Annotated in this window: 18 protein-coding genes; 8 read left to right on the plus strand and 10 right to left on the minus strand. The window is 42.7% G+C overall.

Annotated features, from left to right (window positions below):
• Positions 1 to 334: 334 nt before the first annotated feature.
• Positions 335 to 763, plus strand: a complete 429-nt coding sequence (rpiB, locus tag F8C82_RS12510) for a ribose 5-phosphate isomerase B (protein WP_151693927.1) — start codon at positions 335 to 337, stop codon at positions 761 to 763.
• On the opposite strand, the gene F8C82_RS12515 is transcribed toward rpiB, so the two are convergent.
• From F8C82_RS12515 to F8C82_RS12525, 3 genes are read right to left on the minus strand one after another with little or no spacing between them, the layout of a single operon-like run.
• Positions 760 to 1620, minus strand: a complete 861-nt coding sequence (locus tag F8C82_RS12515) for a hypothetical protein (RefSeq protein ID WP_151693928.1) — start codon at positions 1618 to 1620, stop codon at positions 760 to 762. The two genes, rpiB and F8C82_RS12515, sit on opposite strands and share 4 nt — an antisense overlap.
• Entirely contained in the window at positions 1611 to 2234 is a 624-nt protein-coding gene (locus F8C82_RS12520) for a response regulator transcription factor (RefSeq protein WP_151693929.1), read from the minus strand. The genes F8C82_RS12515 and F8C82_RS12520 overlap by 10 nt, the downstream gene beginning before the upstream one ends.
• The gene (locus tag F8C82_RS12525) at positions 2231 to 4246 is read right to left on the minus strand and encodes an ATP-binding protein (RefSeq protein ID WP_151693930.1); all 2016 of its coding nucleotides are present in this window, start codon (positions 4244 to 4246) and stop codon (positions 2231 to 2233) included. Before F8C82_RS12525 ends, F8C82_RS12520 begins: the two co-directional genes overlap by 4 nt.
• A 48-nt stretch (positions 4247 to 4294) precedes the next feature.
• On the opposite strand from F8C82_RS12525, the gene F8C82_RS12530 reads away from it, so the two are divergent.
• The 4 genes from F8C82_RS12530 to F8C82_RS12545 are packed head-to-tail and all read left to right on the plus strand — an operon-like array spanning position 4295 to position 10753.
• Positions 4295 to 7537, plus strand: coding sequence for a DUF4175 family protein (locus F8C82_RS12530; RefSeq protein ID WP_151693931.1), 3243 nt, complete (start codon positions 4295 to 4297; stop codon positions 7535 to 7537).
• Complete coding sequence (ybeY, locus tag F8C82_RS12535; RefSeq protein ID WP_151693932.1) at positions 7534 to 7953, plus strand: rRNA maturation RNase YbeY; 420 nt, start codon at positions 7534 to 7536, stop codon at positions 7951 to 7953. The genes F8C82_RS12530 and ybeY overlap by 4 nt, the downstream gene beginning before the upstream one ends.
• Positions 7954 to 7972: 19 nt before the next feature.
• The gene (mnmG, locus tag F8C82_RS12540) at positions 7973 to 9841 is read left to right on the plus strand and encodes a tRNA uridine-5-carboxymethylaminomethyl(34) synthesis enzyme MnmG (protein WP_151694091.1); all 1869 of its coding nucleotides are present in this window, start codon (positions 7973 to 7975) and stop codon (positions 9839 to 9841) included.
• 27 nt (positions 9842 to 9868) lie between these two features.
• Positions 9869 to 10753 carry a class I SAM-dependent methyltransferase gene (locus tag F8C82_RS12545; protein WP_151693933.1) on the plus strand — a complete coding sequence of 295 codons (885 nt, stop codon included), beginning with the start codon at positions 9869 to 9871 and terminating at the stop codon, positions 10751 to 10753.
• A gap of 94 nt (positions 10754 to 10847) precedes the next feature.
• Here the strand turns inward: F8C82_RS12545 and F8C82_RS12550 are convergent, their stop codons facing one another.
• Entirely contained in the window at positions 10848 to 11978 is a 1131-nt protein-coding gene (locus F8C82_RS12550; RefSeq protein WP_151693934.1) for a DNA polymerase III subunit, read from the minus strand.
• Between the two features lie 78 nt (positions 11979 to 12056).
• On the opposite strand from F8C82_RS12550, the gene F8C82_RS12555 reads away from it, so the two are divergent.
• Positions 12057 to 13247, plus strand: a complete 1191-nt coding sequence (locus tag F8C82_RS12555) for a phosphoglycerate kinase (protein ID WP_151693935.1) — start codon at positions 12057 to 12059, stop codon at positions 13245 to 13247.
• On the opposite strand, the gene F8C82_RS12560 is transcribed toward F8C82_RS12555, so the two are convergent.
• A complete protein-coding gene (locus tag F8C82_RS12560; RefSeq protein WP_151693936.1) occupies positions 13218 to 13766 on the minus strand; it encodes a CvpA family protein in 549 nt (182 codons plus the stop codon). The two genes, F8C82_RS12555 and F8C82_RS12560, sit on opposite strands and share 30 nt — an antisense overlap.
• Positions 13767 to 13796: 30 nt before the next feature.
• Here F8C82_RS12560 and F8C82_RS12565 point away from each other — a divergent pair, with 30 nt between their 5' ends.
• Positions 13797 to 14144, plus strand: a complete 348-nt coding sequence (locus tag F8C82_RS12565) for a hypothetical protein (protein WP_151693937.1) — start codon at positions 13797 to 13799, stop codon at positions 14142 to 14144.
• A gap of 1 nt (position 14145) precedes the next feature.
• Here F8C82_RS12565 and F8C82_RS12570 read toward each other — a convergent pair whose 3' ends face one another.
• Both F8C82_RS12570 and F8C82_RS12575 read right to left on the minus strand, forming a co-directional pair.
• Entirely contained in the window at positions 14146 to 14520 is a 375-nt protein-coding gene (locus F8C82_RS12570; RefSeq protein ID WP_151693938.1) for a hypothetical protein, read from the minus strand.
• 11 nt (positions 14521 to 14531) lie between these two features.
• Positions 14532 to 14897 carry a hypothetical protein gene (locus F8C82_RS12575; protein ID WP_151693939.1) on the minus strand — a complete coding sequence of 122 codons (366 nt, stop codon included), beginning with the start codon at positions 14895 to 14897 and terminating at the stop codon, positions 14532 to 14534.
• Positions 14898 to 14969: 72 nt separating this feature from the next.
• Here F8C82_RS12575 and pheS point away from each other — a divergent pair, with 72 nt between their 5' ends.
• Positions 14970 to 15989, plus strand: coding sequence for a phenylalanine--tRNA ligase subunit alpha (gene pheS, locus F8C82_RS12580; RefSeq protein WP_151693940.1), 1020 nt, complete (start codon positions 14970 to 14972; stop codon positions 15987 to 15989).
• 391 nt (positions 15990 to 16380) lie between these two features.
• Here the strand turns inward: pheS and pyk are convergent, their stop codons facing one another.
• Genes pyk through rnc form a run of 3 tightly spaced genes read right to left on the minus strand, consistent with a single transcriptional unit; the run spans position 16381 to position 19037 of the window.
• On the minus strand, positions 16381 to 17796 hold the full coding sequence (gene pyk / locus F8C82_RS12585) for a pyruvate kinase (RefSeq protein WP_151693941.1): 1416 nt from the start codon (positions 17794 to 17796) through the stop codon (positions 16381 to 16383).
• On the minus strand, positions 17783 to 18295 hold the full coding sequence (locus tag F8C82_RS12590) for an IPExxxVDY family protein (protein ID WP_151693942.1): 513 nt from the start codon (positions 18293 to 18295) through the stop codon (positions 17783 to 17785). Before F8C82_RS12590 ends, pyk begins: the two co-directional genes overlap by 14 nt.
• 1 nt (position 18296) lies before the next feature.
• Positions 18297 to 19037 (minus strand): ribonuclease III, encoded by a 741-nt coding sequence (rnc, locus tag F8C82_RS12595; protein WP_151693943.1) that lies wholly within the window; start codon positions 19035 to 19037, stop codon positions 18297 to 18299.

Below are 19037 nucleotides of genomic sequence, written 5' to 3' on the forward strand. Positions count from 1 at the left end.
TTGATATTGAATGTAGAGTTGATTTTCAAGATAGTAAGGAATGCTGTCCACAATTGTGAATATCGTGAAGGTACGGTGAACTTTGAAATCTTTCCATGTGATTAACGGTGAATAACCATGAGTTGTTGGTTGATGAAAAGTCTAAAAGTCAGGGGTGAATTGATTTGCACATGTGAAAGCCAAGCGTGTATTGATTTTTAAAATGGATTACACAAGGAAAAGTTTTGTTCCTGTTATCCACGTTTATCAACAGCTATTCACATGTAATGTTGATAAGGATGTGTTTTGTGAATAAGCCACTCTAATTTCAGACCTTTGTGGAAAATAAGCACGCATGAACATTTCAATTGGAGCAGATCACGCTGGCATCGAATACAAGGCTGCCATCACGAAAGAACTTGAATCTAAGGGACATACCGTTACCGATCACGGTGCGTATTCTGAAGAAAGTGTGGATTATCCAGACTTTGGACATCCCGTTGCTAACGATGTTGAAAACGGTAAAGCAGACTTGGGTATCGTAATCTGTGGAAGTGGAAATGGTATTAACATGACCGTTAATAAGCACGCTGGAATTCGCTCTGCACTTTGTTGGAATACTGAATTAGCAGCTCTAGCTCGCCAGCACAACAATGCAAATGTTCTTGCGCTTCCCGCTCGCTTTATTGATCTAGATCTGGCTCTTGCATGTGTGAATACCTTCATTACAGAAGAGTTTGAAGGAGGTAGACACGAGAGAAGAGTAAATAAGATTCCTTGTTAATCTTCCGATAGAAATAAGGTTTCCCAATAGTGGATACCATACGATGGCCAGGGTTTTTTCTCCGGCCATTTTAGTAGGTGGATATTTGAATTAGCTTCCCAACTCTTTTGGTTTTGAATGGAATAGAGTGGGTATTCATTGTGGAAAACGGTTGGAATAATGGTGTCTGACAATCGTGAGATTGATTCACGGATGTGAGCATCGCTCCAGTACGACCGGATGAACTTTGTATAGTGAACATTGTACATACTTTCGTCTGTAGTTCCACGGACTTCGATTATGTTGACGAAGTGATTGCGGAGACTGTCATTGCTCAAGCCCCACAGCTGGTTGAGGGAATATCCCGTTGTATCTTGCTCTTCTATAACCTGTTGTATCATAATCTGTTGGAGCGGATAGTACATGGGTTGCACGAGCATAAGATCATCTGTACGATAGTCTTTCGCAAGGCGAATGGCAATGGAAGAATAGAAGCCTTCACCTAAAATGTGAAGGGGAAGAACGGTGTCTCTTTGCGTTCTGATCTGACTTAATGAGTACGATACTCCCCTCAAGCGATTGTCATAATTGTCCAGTGTCATTCGAGATCGTCCTGGTGCTCCCCAGCGGTGAGGAACGATTACTCTAAAGTTTTTGGAGAGGTAAGAAAGCATAAGTGGAGTAGGCTCTTCCAACTTATCGGTGCTATCGGACAGATAGATAAAATCCCCATAAATCGAATCACTTTCAGGAGTATAGAGGGTGGTTTCATACCCTATCTCATCATTATCATTGATGAAAGTAGACGTGCTGTAAGAAACTCCGCATGAAACCAATGAAAAGCTGAGCAGAACGAATAGGTAGGGTTTCAAATCCATTTCTTGCGTTTAGCGTATTCGAGGAGTTCACGTGTGTTCACCGCATTTGATTTGAATAGTAGTGACTTTCGAATATCAATTACTTCGTTAATAGACACATCTAACGTTTCAGCAATCTCCTTGTTGCTGCGGTTGATGTTTAGAGCACGAAGAGTTAATTTCTCGGTCTCGGTCAATTGAATTTGATTGTCCTCATAATCGTCATCAACGTGTTTGATTCCGGTAACCGATTCTGGGAAGTATCGCTCTCCGTTGTATACCTGCTTAAGTGCATCAACCAATTCGCCTAACTCACCCGATTTCAGTACATAACCATTCGCTCCATTTTGATGGAAGTGATCCATGTATCTTCTCACTCGGTGCATGGTGTAGATGATCGTTTTAACCTGGGGATGGAAGGTTCTCAGCCTAGCAAAAATGTCAAAACCATCTACGTCTGGTAGACTGATATCCAGTACGATGATATCAGGAGTAACCTCTTCTAAAGTGGTAAATAATTCTTCTGAAGAAGAGCATACAGCCAAAATATCAAAGCTACCGTCCATCTCCACAATAGCTTTCATACTCCGCAATATTAGCGGATGATCATCTAACAATATAATTCCAGGTCTCATTGCTTTTGATTGGGGATATAGATGCGGTATTCATTTCCTTGATTGTGACTAGATCGTATGAAATCGCCTTTCAAAAATTGAACTCTATGTTCAATGGGTTTCCAAGGATGTAATACTCTGTCGCCATCATTATATCGTTGTTTCTTTACACCGTTATCTTCAATATTTACCCATACACCACTTTCATTCCAAAGCATTTCAATCAATAGATAATTCGCTTTGTAATGATATAACGACACTTGTATAAGTTCTTGGATAAGTCGATAGAGATTGATTTGTTCATCCCTATCCATGGGAATTGCTTCGCTTTGATCAATGTTTAAATCAATGGTCGCTTCCGTTTGATCTCTATAACGGGTGCAGAGTTCCTCCAAGGCATCGGCCAGACCAAATCTTTCCAGTACAGGAGGCATAAGATCTTGTGAAATGTTGCGAACCTCTGCCGACATGTCTTGCACAATTTTTAGAAGAGTTTCATCTCCGTTGCGATGGGTAACCACATGATTTTTTAGGACGGTAATATGGTTTCCCACTTTGTCGTGAAGTTCATGAGCCAACCGTTGTCGTTCTTCTTCTTGACCTTTCATCAAAGCTTCAGCAGCTGTTATTTCCAAATTCTTGGTATACAGCGTATTCTTGGTGCGTTGCATCTGTTGGAAGTTCGACATCAAGAGGACTAACACAATAATCAGAAGTACAGTGGCACCTCCAAGCGCATAATTAATCACTTTACTCTTTTTCAATTGCGCCTGTTTTTGAGAATCAGATTTTTCGAGGTTGTTGATGATTTTCTTCTGCTCTTCAATATGATAGAGCTGTTCAATTTTATGAATGGTGGCTTGTTCGTCTAGAAGTCGAATACTATCAGAAAGTGATCGATATTTCTGCGTATACAAGAAGGCTTGCTGCCAATTTTTCTCTTTGGCGTAAATGGATCCGAGAAGTTCATAGAGGAGGGAAACGGTTTCACTATCGTAACCTAATTCTGTGTTATCGATGGCTTCAAAAGCCAATTCTTTGGATCTGCTATTTTGATCATTGAGGAAATATAATCGCGCTATGGCGTACTTCGTATTCGCCATTCCTGCATGGTCTCCAAACCTCTGTTTAATAAGGAGTGATCTCTTATAATAATCTAATGCCTCTGCGGTATCGGTTTCTTCTTTTAATGCACCAATATTATGCAGTACCATGGCCATTTTAGTACTGTCGTTCAGCTGAGTAAAATACTTGAATGCTTGTTGATAGAAGTATTCTGATTCTGGAAATAGTCCGCGTTCCTGTGAAACATTTCCAAGATTCGTATAAACGTCGGCTACAATTTTGGGATACTCGAAGAGGGCTGGATTCTCGTACACCGTTCGGTAAAGCTCATCTGCTTTGTCGTACTGGCTTAAGTGATAGTACAGATTCCCCAAATCGATAATAATCTCGAAATAGTAGGATGAATCGATGGGATGTTCTTCAAATTCAGAAAGTGCTCGGTGGTAATAGCGAACAGATTTAGCCTTCTCTCCATTGAGGTCGTAGATCGTTCCAATCATGTTTAGATTGTAGATCGTAGAGAGATAGTCATTGATTTCTTTGAATCGAATGCTGGCTGAATCGAGATAGGAAAGTGCAGTAAAGAGTTCCGATTGTTGGTAGTAATAGTGGCCCAAGAGTTCCAGTATGCGAGCATCTAAATAAACTGATATACTATCCGTTCTGGAATGGAGGACATGATGCGCTTCTAAGCATTCAATTTCTACGCTTTTTGGAGATTGTCTGTTTTTTAAAAGCGCTCTGTTTCTTTGATGAACGAAGAGATTTTGAATGATTTCACTGCTGGGTTGTTGGGTATTGGTGTATTGAATCGCCTTGTCGAATTGGCGTTGTTCAATTAAACTATCCAGTACACGCAAGTGTTTAACATATTCATTTTGTTCATTTTGACCTTCCGATGAATAAGGAAGAATCAGCAGAAACAGATATAAACAAGCATGTGCTAAACGGTGCAGGATGGACTCCACAATTCAATGTACCTTGGTGTTCGATGGAAAGATACAAGATTAGAAAGAATGAACAGTAGCAGCTCAATTAGATTTCAAATTGATCAGTACCGTAGAAAGTTTCACCGATTGGAATTGTATCGTGGAGTAATATCTTCGGTTGCACTGGGGTTGTTCTCCCTTTTCATCTTCGGTCTTCTAGAGTATTTCCTCTATTTACCATCATCAATTAAAACTGTGTTGGTAAGTGTATGGTTATTAATTAACGCCATTTTTATTGGAATTTGGATTATCAGACCTACTCTGTCATTGTTGACGGGATGGAAAGCAATCAGCGATAGGGATGTGGCACTTCGTATGGGTTCTGGTAATCCTACCGTTGAGGATAAGATTGTGAATTTTCTTGAGCTGGAATCGAATAGTTCTATAGATCAATCTTATTTATCGGCCATAATTGAGCAACGCACGAAATCACTTTCTCAGCAAAACTTGCTTGCCACCTTAACCCCGAAACGATTAATCAAAGCTGCATGGATAGCGGGTATACCTACGTTTATCGTTTTTGTAATAGGCCTATTTGATTCTGATCTCATCACGCAGGGGAGTTTTCGATTTCTAGATTATAACACGGCGTACGTTCCTATGGCTCCTTTTCAATTTGAATCTGAGATGAGTTGGGAAGTGGAGTACGGTGAACCCTTGACCCTAAAATTATATTTAAACGGGAATCGAATTCCAGACCGTGCATTTGTTTACCTAAATGGTGAACGCATTGCTATGACCACGGTTTCTCCGGGAGAATTTGAATGGACGATTGATAGAAATGTCGAGAATTCTTCAGTGGTTTTTGAAGCGCTTGAGTTTAAAAGTGAAAAAGGGATCATCAATGTACTTAAAGTTCCATCTCTCTTGAACTTCAAATTGCGTGTTCTTCCTCCTTCTTACACAGGTATTGCTCCTTTTGAGATCGAAGCGTCAGGTGACGCTGTGGTTCCTGTCGGTTCTGATGTTCTTTGGACGATGCAGTGGAGGGATGCAGATTCCATTTCCTTATTGGATTCTAAAGGCGGGGTACTTGAAGACGTCAGTGTTCATACCAGTTCGAGTTCTGCTTCTATTCGTTTATTAAGCCCGTTAAAGTACAGAGTGGCTGCAGATAACGTGAATGGTACACAGTATATCAGTGGCTTATACGATTTGTCTATTATTCCTGATTTACCACCATCTGTTGAAGTGGAGTACCGTGTGGATAGTATCACGAGGAGAGTATACGTTCGCGGTTATTCTTCGGATGATTATGGCGTAACAAGTACGCGCATTGTTCTGGAAGGAGATTCATCTTATGTCATTCCAGTGGGTAGTCAGAACACTTGGACTTCTTCTTTTCAAGCAGAATCTCGTTTTCATTCTTTTTCCGTTGAGGTTTATGATAATGACGGTGTACATGGAAATAAGCGCACTAAAGTAGGTCCATTCGAATTAGTGCTTCCTAGTCAACTTGACAGAAGGGAAGAACTCGATAAACAAGATCATGAACGAGTTGAAGAGCTGAAAGAATTCAGACGCGAACAAAGCGAAATGCGCGAGTTACAGGAAGAAATGAATCGTCAATTGATTGATGGTAATTCTAACTGGCAACAGAATCAAATGAAACAACGAATGCTTCGTCAGCAAGAACAGTTGATGGAGAATTGGGATCGCATGATGAATCAGTTCCGTCGTGAAAATGAGCAACGGATGATGAATGATCCATCCAATCCTGAGAATACAGAGAAGCGAGAAGAGCTGCAGCGATTGATGGATGAAATGGACAAGGATAAGTTGGAAGAACTTATGAAAGAAATGGAAGAGCGTTCTGAACGTATGAATCAGGATAATCTTCGCGATTGGATGCGCAGAGTTCAGAACGAGAACGATAGAATGGAGCTTGATGCAAAACGATTGGAAGAGTTGATGAAGCGACTAGCATTTGAGCAGGATCTGGACAGGGCCATGGAGGAGCTAAATGAAATGCAAGAGCGTCAACAAGATTTAGCTAACCGGACCGATGATACCCGTGAGGAACAAGATGAATTGAACGAGCAGTTTGAAGATTGGAAGAACAATCTAGATTCATTGCAGAAGCAAAACTCGGAATTGGAGCATCCCAACGATTTTGATAGTCCCAAAGAAGAGGCAGAGAAGACAGAAGAAAGCATGCAAAAAAGTTCTGATGAATTGAATCAGAATCAGTCTGACAAGGCAAATGAGAAACAGCAACAGAGTAGTGATCAAATGCAGGACATGATGCAACAAATGAGTAGCACGGTTATGCAAATGCAGATGCAACAACACGTAGAGAATTTGGCTGTTCTTCGGAGGATTTTGACCAATTTGATTCATCTGAGCGATGACCAAGAGCAATTAGGGTCAGAGATACTTTCCAATTCTTCTTCAGATGCTGTGGTAGTTGCATGGATGAAACGTCAACAGGATTTAAGGAAGGGTTATCAAGTCGTAGATGATAGTTTATCGGCATTAATTGGAAGAATTCCTCAGATAGAAGCTCCCGTAACAAAATGGATGGTTGAGGTTAAATCAAACATGACGCAATCCAATGATGATTTAAGTGAGCGTGACTTACCAAGCGGCTCTAGTAACATGCGTGAAAGTATGATTGCTTTGAATGAACTGAGTTTGATGTTGGATGGTACCATGGATCAGATTCAACAGCAAATGAGTGGTATGATGAAGGGTGATCAATCCTGTCAGAAGCCGGGTGGTGGTAAACCATCGATGAGTAATATGCGCAAGATGCAGCAGCAGTTGAATCAACAGATGCAGCAGATGGGTATGCAGCAAGGCAACCAACCACAGAGAGATGGTCAGAATGGTCAATCTGGTGAAGGTGGAGAGAATGGTATGGGTGAAGGAATGTCTGAGGAGTTGGTAGAAATGATGATGCGTCAAGCCGAAATTAGGCAGATGTTGAATGAAGCAGGTTCCACGGGGAACAATGGTAATAAAGCACTGGAGGAATTACTAGAAGAGAACGAGCGTGACTTGGCTCGTCAGAATTTTGACGCTGAGTTTTTTGAGCGTCAAAAGGAGATAGATGTGAAGATGTTGGAGTTAGAGGAGGCAGAACGTTTGCAAGAACAAGATGAAGAGCGAAAGAGTAATGCTGGTGATCGTTACCAAGAACTGTTGCGAATGCGGGAGGAAGAATTCTTGCGTGATCAGAAGCAGATGAATGAACAATTGCGTTATCAAGCTCCTCCTTTAACACCCTATTATCGTCAGCGCTCAGGTTCGTACCTTCGCGGCCAATGAGTAAGGTTAGATTTTATAACACCCCTTCAAGCTGGGAAATTGACGTCTCAGAAGTAGACCGTTGGTTGTCGACGGTTGCTTTAATGGAAGGTCTTCGTTTGGTAGAAATTTCCTATCGTTTTTTGTCAGATGATGAGATGCGTTTAGAGAATGTTCGCTTGCTCGAACATGACTACTACACCGATGTTATTACCTACGGAGAGGTGCGTGGAACGCGTATCTATGGTGATGTTATTGTTTCCTATGAGCGTATAACTGATAATGCTAATCGGTTAAATAACAGTCTTTTAGATGAAAGAGATCGTGTTTTTGTACACGCGCTTTTGCATTTGTGTGGTTATGACGATCAATCTGAAGTTGATCGACTGAAAATGAGAAAGTTAGAAGATAAGTATCTAGCTTTGCGATCTAAATAGTTTCACGTGGAACGCTATGATGACTAGAGAAGAATATGATGTAATAGTAGTAGGTGGAGGACATGCTGGAAATGAGGCTGCCGCTGCTGCTGCTAATATGGGAAGTAGGGTCTTGCTAGTGACGATGAACCTGCAGACCATCGGTCAGATGTCGTGCAACCCGGCAATGGGGGGTGTGGCTAAAGGACAGATTGTTCGTGAAATTGATGCGATGGGAGGATTGAGTGGTGTTATTACGGATAAAACAGCCATTCAGTTCCGCATGTTGAATCGCTCTAAAGGACCTGCTATGTGGAGTCCTCGTGTGCAGTCTGATCGATGGCGTTTTGCAGAAGAGTGGCGTCTCGCTTTGGAGCGTATTCCGACCTTGGATTTCTTTCAGGATATGGTCAATGGACTGTTGATTGAAGATGGTAAAGTGGTCGGTGTTCGTACGGGTATGGGTGTTGAGATTATGTCAAAAGCTGTCGTTTTAACCAATGGAACTTTCCTGAATGGTTTGATTCATATTGGAGATAAGAATTTTGGCGGTGGGCGTGCTGGTGAGCGTGCTTCTACAGGTATTACAGAACAGCTCGTTCAACTTGGTTTTGATACGGGAAGGATGAAGACAGGGACCCCTCCGAGAGTGGATGGTAGGTCGTTGGATTATTCCAAGTTTGAGGAGCAAAAAGGGGATGAGAACCCGGGGCGTTTTAGCTACTTGAATGAGTATTCAATTGGTGAGCAAAAGAGCTGTTGGATTGCATATACTTCGGAAGAAGTACACAACACTTTGCGGTCCGGTTTTGATCGTTCGCCGATGTTCAATGGCGCCATTCAGAGTAAAGGCCCGAGGTATTGTCCGAGTATTGAAGATAAGATTCATCGTTTCGCGGACAAGGATCGTCATCAATTGTTTGTAGAGCCAGAATCTTGGAATTCCGTTGAGATGTATATCAATGGGTTCAGTACTTCTCTTCCTGAAGAAGTACAAGTGGAGGCCCTACAGAAAGTACCAGGATTTGAAAACGTTCGATTCTTCCGTCCAGGTTATGCGATAGAATACGATTATTTCCCACCTACGCAGTTAAAGCATTCTCTAGAGACCAAACTAGTAGAGGGTTTGTATTTCGCAGGGCAGATCAATGGAACAACAGGTTATGAAGAGGCCGCATCTCAAGGGCTTATGGCTGGCATTAATGCGCACAGAAAAGTGTCAGGTCTCGGTGAAGTTATCCTGGATAGAAGCCAAGCTTACATAGGCGTCTTGATTGACGATCTGATTACCAAAGGCACAGAGGAGCCATATAGAATGTTTACCAGTCGTGCTGAGTTCCGTTTATTGTTACGTCAGGATAATGCTGATCTTCGTCTAACTCGACTTTCTCATTCATGGGGTTTAGCTTCTGATGAACGTTTAAAGAGAGTAGAAGAGAAGGAATTGGGTATTGCTCAATTAAAGGCTGCGGTCAGCGAGTTTAGTATCGAGCCTGAGGCTATCAATCCTCTTTTAAAGTCTTTCGAATCCGCTCCGGCGAAACAGAAGAATAAACTAGATACGTATATAGGACGTCCAAATATTCGGTTGTTCGACTTGTTGAACTTGGATGCTGTGAAGGAGTCCATTGATCCTTCAGCGTATGACGATGAGGTTATCGAACAAGTAGAGATTGATTACAAGTACAGCGGATATATTCAAAAGGAACAAGATAACGTGGATAAGATGTTGCGTTTGGAGAATATCAAGATTCCGGAATCCTTTAATTACGCAGATATTACGTCCTTGAGTATGGAGGCGCGTTTGAAATTATCCGATATTCGCCCAGCAACGGTTTCTCAAGCATCGCGCATAAGTGGTGTTTCTCCAGCCGATATCAGCGTTTTGTTGGTCCATATGGGCCGTTAATTTCCAATTTCGTTTCACGTGGAACACATGGTTTCAGTAGATACATGTCCGATCTGTGAAGGTCAGGACTTCTCATTTCACAGTGTAGTAAAGGATCACATGGTTAGCCATGAATCTTTTGATTTGCGTAAATGCGGGGCTTGTGGCTTTGTCGTTACATCACCGCGACCAGCAGATGATGTTATTGGAAAGTACTACGAAAGTGAGGACTACATTTCTCATAGCAACACAAAGAAGTCACTCTTCAGTAGGGCTTATCAAGTTGTTCGTAACCGGGCAGTAAAGCAAAAGCGCAACTGGGTAGAACGTCATACACAAAGAGGTTCTCTGTTAGATATGGGATGTGGAACGGGTCATTTTTTGAATGAATGTCGTACTGCAGGATGGAGGATAGCGGGAGTAGAAGTCAGTGAAGTTGCTCGAGCGAATGCAAAAACTGAACATGGAATTGAGCCGCATCCATCATTAGAATCTTTTCAATCAGATCCAGGTTCATTGAATGCTATTTCTATGTGGCATGTACTTGAGCATCTACCAAATTTGAATGAACACCTTTCTAAATTCCATTCTTGGTTAGCAGATGATGGGGCCCTTTTTGTAGCTGTTCCAAATCATGAAAGCTATGATGCCAAACATTACGGTGTAGATTGGGCCGCGTGGGATGTGCCAATTCACCTTTGGCATTTTTCGAAAAAGTCTATGTCGGAATTGGCTCAGAAGAATGGTTTTCGTGTAGTGGAAATTATCAATATGCCTTTTGATAGTTTTTACGTCTCCCTTCTTTCTGAAAAGTACAAGCACGGGAAAATGCGTCCCATTCAAGCCTTTTTAACAGGATTGAAGTCAAATTTACGTGGAAAGGGCACAAAGAATATGAGCAGCCTCGTTTATGTGCTGAAAAAGGCTGTTTAGAGCCGATTTAAGCGATTTAACCCTTTTTCTAGTGTCTAACCCCCTTTGAAACGCAGTTAGTGGCTTAAACGCAATGTTTTTAACTGTTTGAAAATCAGTTTTTTACATTAAGAGCGCGTGCAATTTGAAAACTTAGGTCTAGAAGGACCACTTTGGGGTTCAAGTTTCTTTCGATCTCGTAGATAGCCGTGTTGATGTGACTTTGAATTTCAATCACATTAGCGGAATTGACAAATGGAGCAAACTTGTCAAATTTGAAATCATTGCCACTAATGGCAAATGGATTGTTTTGATGTGCGCCATAATGGAAGGTGAGAGCTTCTTCAAATCCGTTGAGAGCGAAATGCAAAAAACTCTTCAATCGCTCACGACCCATTCCTGCGGTATCGTCCGACCAATGTATCATAGCTTCAACCTTGCGTTGAAAGCTCACGCGGACCCAATTGGTAAACCTATCCACATCTTCCTTTACTCTTTCTGGCTGCTGCATGATTCTCAATGCTTGCCCAGGAAGCCCTAATGCCATTGCCGAAATCGTAGGTGCGAGATCCTTGTTTCCCCCTTTATTAATGATAAACTGTTGTAAATCAGAATGATGAAGAGGAGGAACCTTAGTTGTTTGACATCTAGAACGGATGGTGGCCAGTACGTTTTCTTCGTGGTGAGTGACAAATAAGATGAGAGTATCACCTTCTGGTTCTTCAATCAGTTTGAGCAATTTGTTGGAAGCAGCGATGTTCAATTTCTCTGGCATCCAAAGGATTAGGACCTTTTTTCCTCCTGAGTAACTCTTTAATTGAAGGGCTTGTGCAATCTTAGATGCTTGATATACAGATAGTTGAGCCTGCTTGTTTTCAATTCCTATTCGACCTAACCAATCGATATAGAGTGGATAGGGTTGTTCGGTCATCTGCAGACGCCAATCGTTTAAGAACTCTTGACTAGTTGGTTTATCTGAACTGTCTTTCGTTTTGGCAACAGGGAAAGCAAAGTGCACATCTGGATGTTGAAGTTGCAGCATCTGTTTACAAGATGGACATGTTCCACAACTGTCGTCTGATTTGTTGGAACACAGCGTATATTGAGCATAGGCTAAGGCCAAAGCTAATGCACTAGATCCTTCACTTCCAGAGAATAACTGGGCGTGGGGAATTTTCCCGCTTCGAATGTTGTTAACGAGTTTGTCAATCAGCGGTTTCTGTCCAGGTATATCAGAGAATCTCATAACGCGAAGGTAATCAAGAACACGGTGAGGTTGGTTGAGTTGGGAATCTTACTTTTGTGGAGCAAATAATCCCCGCGTATGAAAACTATTGATGATTACTCTTTTGCCAATGTTCGCGCTCTAATCCGAGTTGATTTTAATGTGCCTCTGAATAGTGCCTTTGAAATTGCGGATGACACACGAATTCAAGCGACAGTTCCAACCATTCAGAAGATCTTGAATGATGGAGGATCTGTGGTTCTTATGTCTCACCTCGGTCGTCCTAAAGGTGAGGTTAATCGTGATTTCTCGTTGTCTCATATCGTGAGCCACTTGAGCAAGGTTTTGGGTGTTGATGTAAAGTTCGCATCGGATTGTGTAGGAGCAGAAGCTGAGGGTATGAGTGCATCTCTTGCTCCAGGTGAAGTTCTACTCCTCGAAAATTTGCGTTTCCACAGTGAAGAGGAAGCAGGAGATGCTGAATTTGCGAAGCAATTGGCCCTTCATGGTCAGTTTTATGTGAATGACGCCTTCGGAACAGCTCATAGAGCACATGCGAGTACGGCTGTAATTGCTCAATATTTTGCCGATAAGAAGGCTTTCGGCTACGTAATGGGCAATGAGGTGCTGAACGTTGATAAAGTGCTTCACAGCGAAGAAAAACCGGTTACAGCTATTGTAGGCGGTGCCAAGGTGAGTTCAAAGATTGATATCATCACGAATTTGATGAATAGAGTAGATCACCTCATTATTGGTGGTGGTATGGCGTATACCTTCCTTAAAGCTCAAGGTGGTTCGGTTGGAAATAGCTTGGTTGAAGACGATAAACTGGATCTTGCTAAAGAGTTACTGAGCAAAGCAGAAGCGGCTGGAGTGACTTTCCATCTCCCCGTAGATTCATTGAATGCTGATGCTTTTTCAGCGGATGCAAACGTAGAAATTACGGAAGCTGATGCCATTCGCGACGGTTGGATGGGATTGGATATTGGACCAAAGACCATCGAAAACTATGCGAAAGTGGTGAAGGAGAGTGCTACCATTCTTTGGAATGGACCGTTGGGCGTTTTCGAATTTGAAGCCTTTAGTCAAGGAACGAAGTCGCTGGGCTTGGCGATTGCTGAGGCTACTGATAAGGGATCTTTCTCTCTCGTAGGAGGTGGAGATTCTGTTGCGGCTGTGAAGCAGTTTAACTTGGCCAATCGCGTGAGTTATGTGAGCACCGGTGGGGGAGCTATGCTAGAATACCTTGAGGGTAAAGTGTTACCGGGTATTAAGGCTATCTTGGATTGATTCAAAACGGCCTTGAATGGCATCGAAATTCAAGCCGTTGTCTTCGGGAACATATTCCCATAATAATTGACTAAGCTCGGAGTAAGTGCGATATACAACACTTGCTTCGAGCTTTTCTTTTGCAACGATATTGGCGCTGTGGTTGATTCGGTCAAATGCCGATAGGAGTACAAGTGTTAAAACGGTGTATTTAATAGCTGAGAAAAGCCCCCCAAGAACACGGTTAACCGGTCCTAAAGCCATCATTGATACACCTTTTGTGAGCATTTTTGCAAGGATGAGAACCGTTACATAACCTCCTACAAATAAGAGAACAAAGGCAGCAATATTGGCTGTTTCAATACTTATTTCGAGCTGATCATTGAGGAAGTATACGGTGGGTTCATTGAATGTATATCCCAATATTATCCCAGCAATGATTCCAACAATTCCCGCAACCTCTTGAATGAGGCCCGTCCATATCCCGCGGACAAATCCGAAGAGAACCGGAATAAGAAGCACGATATCCGTTGTGTTCATAGTACTTTTGTGTCCGCGAAAAAACGCTTTATGGAAGGATTACAAGAAAAATGGGACCGCATTGTGAAGGTTGTTTCCGATCGCTTTGCTCCCGGCGAAGATATAGACTTAGATGGTATTTTGTTTTTGATAGGTGTCCAAGAACTGGGAAGAGGCTATCAAAAGTTCAAAAAAGACGACAAGCTAAACGTGATGCACATCGCAATTTGTCGACTTCTCGAACCATATGGCTATTACGAGTTTGAGGCATATGATGAAGACGGCTGGCCGCACTATAAAAAAGTAGAAAACCTGCCCTTTTTGAAGGCAGGTCATCAACAACGTTTAATGAAAGAAGCAATCATCCACTACTTTGAAGAGAGTGGACTGGAGGCTTAAATCACTGGCAACCCGGATCTTCCGGATCGTATTCGGTTACAACGATGGTCGCTGTAGCGGTTTCATCAGGGGTGAGCTTTAGGTATCCACATCCTACTGCTGTTGGAGTAGAGTTGCCCTTGGTCACCTGAATTTGAACGACAATTTCTCCACCATCGTGTTCAAAACTGGCTACGCCATTGATACCAGTTGTTCCATAATACTCGATGTCAACATTTGGTAGTGGAACAAAGCAGCGCACTTCTGCATTTTGAACGCGAACACCAGATTCACTTTCAACAACAACTTTGAAAGGATAAACGGGATCGTCTTTCTTGCACGACCCCATTGCTAGGATCAAGGCAAATAGTGCGAGTAATGTGTGTAATTTGCGCATGTTTATTGAGCTTATGGACATCCGTTTGAGTTTGAACCGAAAGGTTTGATAATAACATTACCCGTGGTGGTTTCACCCGGAACAATGTGAATAGCGTTGCAGCCTTTAAAACCACCTTTCGTAGCCGTAACATCCACGAAAATATCATAATTCCATTTTACAAATGCACTTCCATCAATGTCGGTGTACTTGTAAACTTCAATGCCATTGGGAGAGTTATCAGGAGAGATAAACTGCACAAGAGCATTTTGAATGGGTTCTCCCTCGCTATTAACAACATATACAATGGCTGTTCCTTCAGGGTTGCCCTCAGAGCGATTACAACCTGAAAGTAGGGCCATTGAGCCTAGGAAGAGAACGGTAAGAAGCTTTCTCATCAGAGTGAAATTCAGTAATATTGCGCACTTGACGCTACGACAAATATAACAAGCACTCACCACATCGCAATCATGCACAAAGCCATCGATGAACATCTTATAGCAGTCGAGGCCTTTAAGCCTGCAAACGCTGAAGAATTAGAGGCATTCCGTTTAAAGTATTTGGGCAAAAAAGGCATTTTGAACGACCTTTTTACCCAATTCAAGGCGGTACCTAACGAAGAAAAGAAGGCATTTGGACAAGCAGTGAACCGTTTAAAGAACGCTGCGGAAAGCGCTGTATTGCGTTTTAAGTCGGAGTTGGAAGAACAAAAGCCGCTGCATTCAGAGAACGACTTGAGCCGTCCTGGAGATCCAATTTGGATGGGTTCAGAACATCCCGTTTCTATCGTACGCAATGAGATTGTTGATATTTTTAAGCGTGTTGGTTTTTCGGTGAGTGAAGGTCCAGAAATTGAAGATGACTGGCATAATTTCTCTGCCTTGAACTTCCCAGAAGAGCATCCAGCGCGTGATATGCAAGATACTTTCTTCGTTCACACCGATCCAGATTGGGCTTTGCGCACGCACACTTCGTCTGTTCAAGTTCGTGAAATGGAGCGCTTGGAAACGCCTATTCGCATCATTGCACCCGGGCGTGTTTTCAGAAACGAAGCGATTTCTTCTAGATCACATTGTATCTTCCATCAGATCGAAGGTTTGTACATCGATAAGAATGTTTCGTTTGCTGACTTGAAGCAAACGTTGCTGTACTTCGCTCGAGAGTTTTTTGGAGCAGATACTAAGATTCGCCTTCGCCCAAGTTATTTTCCTTTTACGGAACCTAGTGCCGAAATGGATATTTGGTGGGGATTGGAAACAGAAACGGACTATCGCATGACGAAGGGAACGGGTTGGCTCGAAGTGATGGGGTGCGGAATGGTAGATCCTGCTGTCCTAGAAGCTTCGGGAATTGATCCTAACGTGTACTCAGGTTACGCCTTCGGTATGGGGGTAGAACGCATTACTATGCAGCGTTATAATATCCCAGATATTCGAATGCTGTTCGAGAATGATATGCGATTCTTAAAGCAATTTAAAGGAACGTTCTAGTAGCTCCCTCCGCAATAAATGAACCCCGACCATTGTCGGGGTTTTTTGTTTTACAAACCTCCAATTTTAGAATTGTGTGCTATCAACACAGCAAATAACTCCTTGAAATTGAAGTAGGAAAATATAGCGGAAAACCACGCTCAGCAGAAATGGAGGTTTTTTGAGGTGAAGAAGGTTTTTGGGGCAGCTTTCCTGTAAATGGGTTATTTATCACGGACTTACCTTTTATTTTTTGGCGGTTTTGTCACGGTGATTTTGGCGATGTAGTACATCCACAAACAACGCCTGACAGAATTTGAAAACGGGTCGAAAAAAGAAGCATCGCTAAAGGGAGTGTCCTAAAGCGATGCTTGAAGTAAGTTGGTATGTTGAAGCCGTGCTTCGAATTCTCTTAATCCATTTCAGCAATTTTGAGCATGTTGGTGAATCCTCGCTCTTGAATGGGCATGGATGCAATTTTCACCATCAGCTCACCTTTCTTCATAAGCTTTTTGCCGCGGATGAGTTCTTTAATCTCATGGAAGGTGTTGTCGGTACTTTCCATTTTATCGTAGTAGAAACCATGAACTCCCCAAAGCAAGCTAAGGGTGTTTAGAATGCTGCGGTTGGCAGTGAATACGAATACATTCGACTTTGGTCGGTGTGAGCTAATTTTAAATGCAGTGTAACCACTAAAGGTCATCGTCATAATCGCACTTGCGCTAACGCTGTCGGCCACTTTTGAAGCGTGATAACAAATGCTGTCAGTGATATAGCGGTCGTCTCTCACAAGAGGCGGATGTTCCGGTGCTGTGATTTCTGCAGATTCTTCTACGTGAGAGATGATGCGGCTCATTGCCTCAACTACGGCAATAGGATGCTTCCCTACTGAAGTTTCACCGCTGAGCATTACGGCATCTGCACCATCTAGAACGGAGTTGGCCACATCGTTTACTTCCGCACGGGTAGGGGACATGTTTTCAATCATCGTCTCCATCATCTGAGTGGCAATGATCACAGGCTTGCTGTACATTAGAGCTTTCTCTGTAATCATCTTTTGGATGAGTGGCACGGATTGCATTGGAACTTCAACACCGAGATCACCTCGCGCTACCATCACACCGTCTGTTTCTTCTAGAATTCGGTCGATGTCCATTACGGCTTCTGGCTTCTCGATTTTTGAGATAACAAATGCTTGTTTCTTCGCTTTGCGGATGAGTCGTTTGAGCTCTATTACATCTTCGGCATTGCGCACGAAGGAAAGTCCAATCCACTCTACGTTTTCCTCCAATGCGACTTCAAGATCTGCAAGGTCTTTTTCCGTTAGGCATGGAAGAGAGATCTTGGTGTTCGGCAGGTTTACGCCTTTTTTGCTCTTTAGCGGCCCCCCTTGAACGACTTCTGCTTCTACTTCATCTTCTCCGTTAGTTTTCTTTACGGTTAGGAGTAACTTTCCGTCATCCAGTAAGATACGCTCACCAACTTGAACATCTTGAGGAAAGCGCTCATAGGTCATGAATACCTTCTTTGCTGTTCCCTTGGTTTCTTTGGTAGTGAAGGTCAATGTATCCCCTACGTTGATGATGGCTCCTTCTTCTACATCTCCTACGCGTAATTTTGGACCTTGGAGGTCGGCAAGAGTGGCAATGTTGTAATCGAACTCTTCGTTGATTTCACGAATGAGTCGAATGGTTTTGCGATGTGTTTCATGATCGCCATGTGAAAAGTTGATGCGAAAAACATTCACACCTGCTTTGATCATGGAAAGCATGGTTTCTTTGTTCGCTGATGCGGGCCCGAGGGTTGCAACAATTTTAGCTCTGTTCATCTATAGATGGTTTTTCTATTTCTACGTGTAGGGCTTCTTTAAGCGCATTTGTGGCTGGATGGTATTCACTAACTCGAATCACACCAGGAACGCGGCTCAAAAGCCCTCTAATGTCGTTTATTTCTTCTTGTTCTAAGTATTCGTTGATGTTTAAGATGTAATCTACCTTTTCACTGGGAGGGAGTAGATTAGATCTCAACGGATCTGAGAATAAGCTATTTTCATTGGGATCAACTGGCGATAGTCCCTTATTGGAAAGCAGTACCCAATGTCTTTCCAGTCGTTTGTCGAACCACTGGAAGGTGGAATGGAGGAAAGTATTTCCCTTTTTTACAATGGGATGGTCTTCCTGAGTTCGGTGTAAGTTAATACCGAGTGCGGTATTCATACGATAGGCCAACTTATGGTCGGAAAGCGCAGTTGTAAGTACAAAATAAGGACCCTCTCCTTCTATCGCGAAGTCTTCATCATCCAATAAGAAGACCTTGGAGTTGGCCATATTACTTTGTAATGTTTAGTTCGGAGCAGGCCTGTTCTGCGGCCATTTCTTCTGCTCTTTTCTTGCTTGTTCCGGTGCCTTCTGCAATCCGTTCACCTTTGAGGTAGAGTCCAATTTTGAAGGTCAAATTGTGGTTTTTTCCCCACTTGTCTTCCAATCGGAATTCGTGCTTCAGGCGTTGTCCTTGAACGTACTCGATAAAAGCAGATTTAAAACTAACAACTTGGTTCTCCAGTTGTGTGAACTCAGTGTGGTCTTCAATAACTCTTTGTGTTATGAATTGCCGCGCTGAAGAGAGGCCGTAATCGAGGTAAATAGCGCCGATCAAGGCTTCGAGAACATCACCGAGCAAAGATCTAGCAGGCTTTTGATTGTCGAGCTTGCTAATGACCAATGGGGCTAAATCTAGCTTTAAAGCAATGGCGTTGAGATTTTTCCGACTCACCATTTTGGCGCGCATACTCGTTAGAAAGCCTTCATTTTCTTCGGGGTATCTGTGGTATAGGTCTTCGGCAACCACAGCGCCAAGGATGGCATCGCCTAAAAATTCTAGACGCTCATTATTCGACCATCCCGTTTCTTCGTTTTTCTTGGAAGCCGAGCTGTGTCGAAATGCCAGTTCGTACAAAGACAAGTCTTTGGGTTGAACGCCAGTAATAAGTGCAATGCGATGATGAAACTCTCCCTTCTGATGGGAGTGTATAAGTTTCTTACGAAAGAAGCGATTCCAGAGACCGCTCAT

The organism is Phaeocystidibacter marisrubri (assembly GCF_008933165.1).
In the GTDB taxonomy this organism is placed as follows: domain Bacteria; phylum Bacteroidota; class Bacteroidia; order Flavobacteriales; family Schleiferiaceae; genus Phaeocystidibacter; species Phaeocystidibacter marisrubri.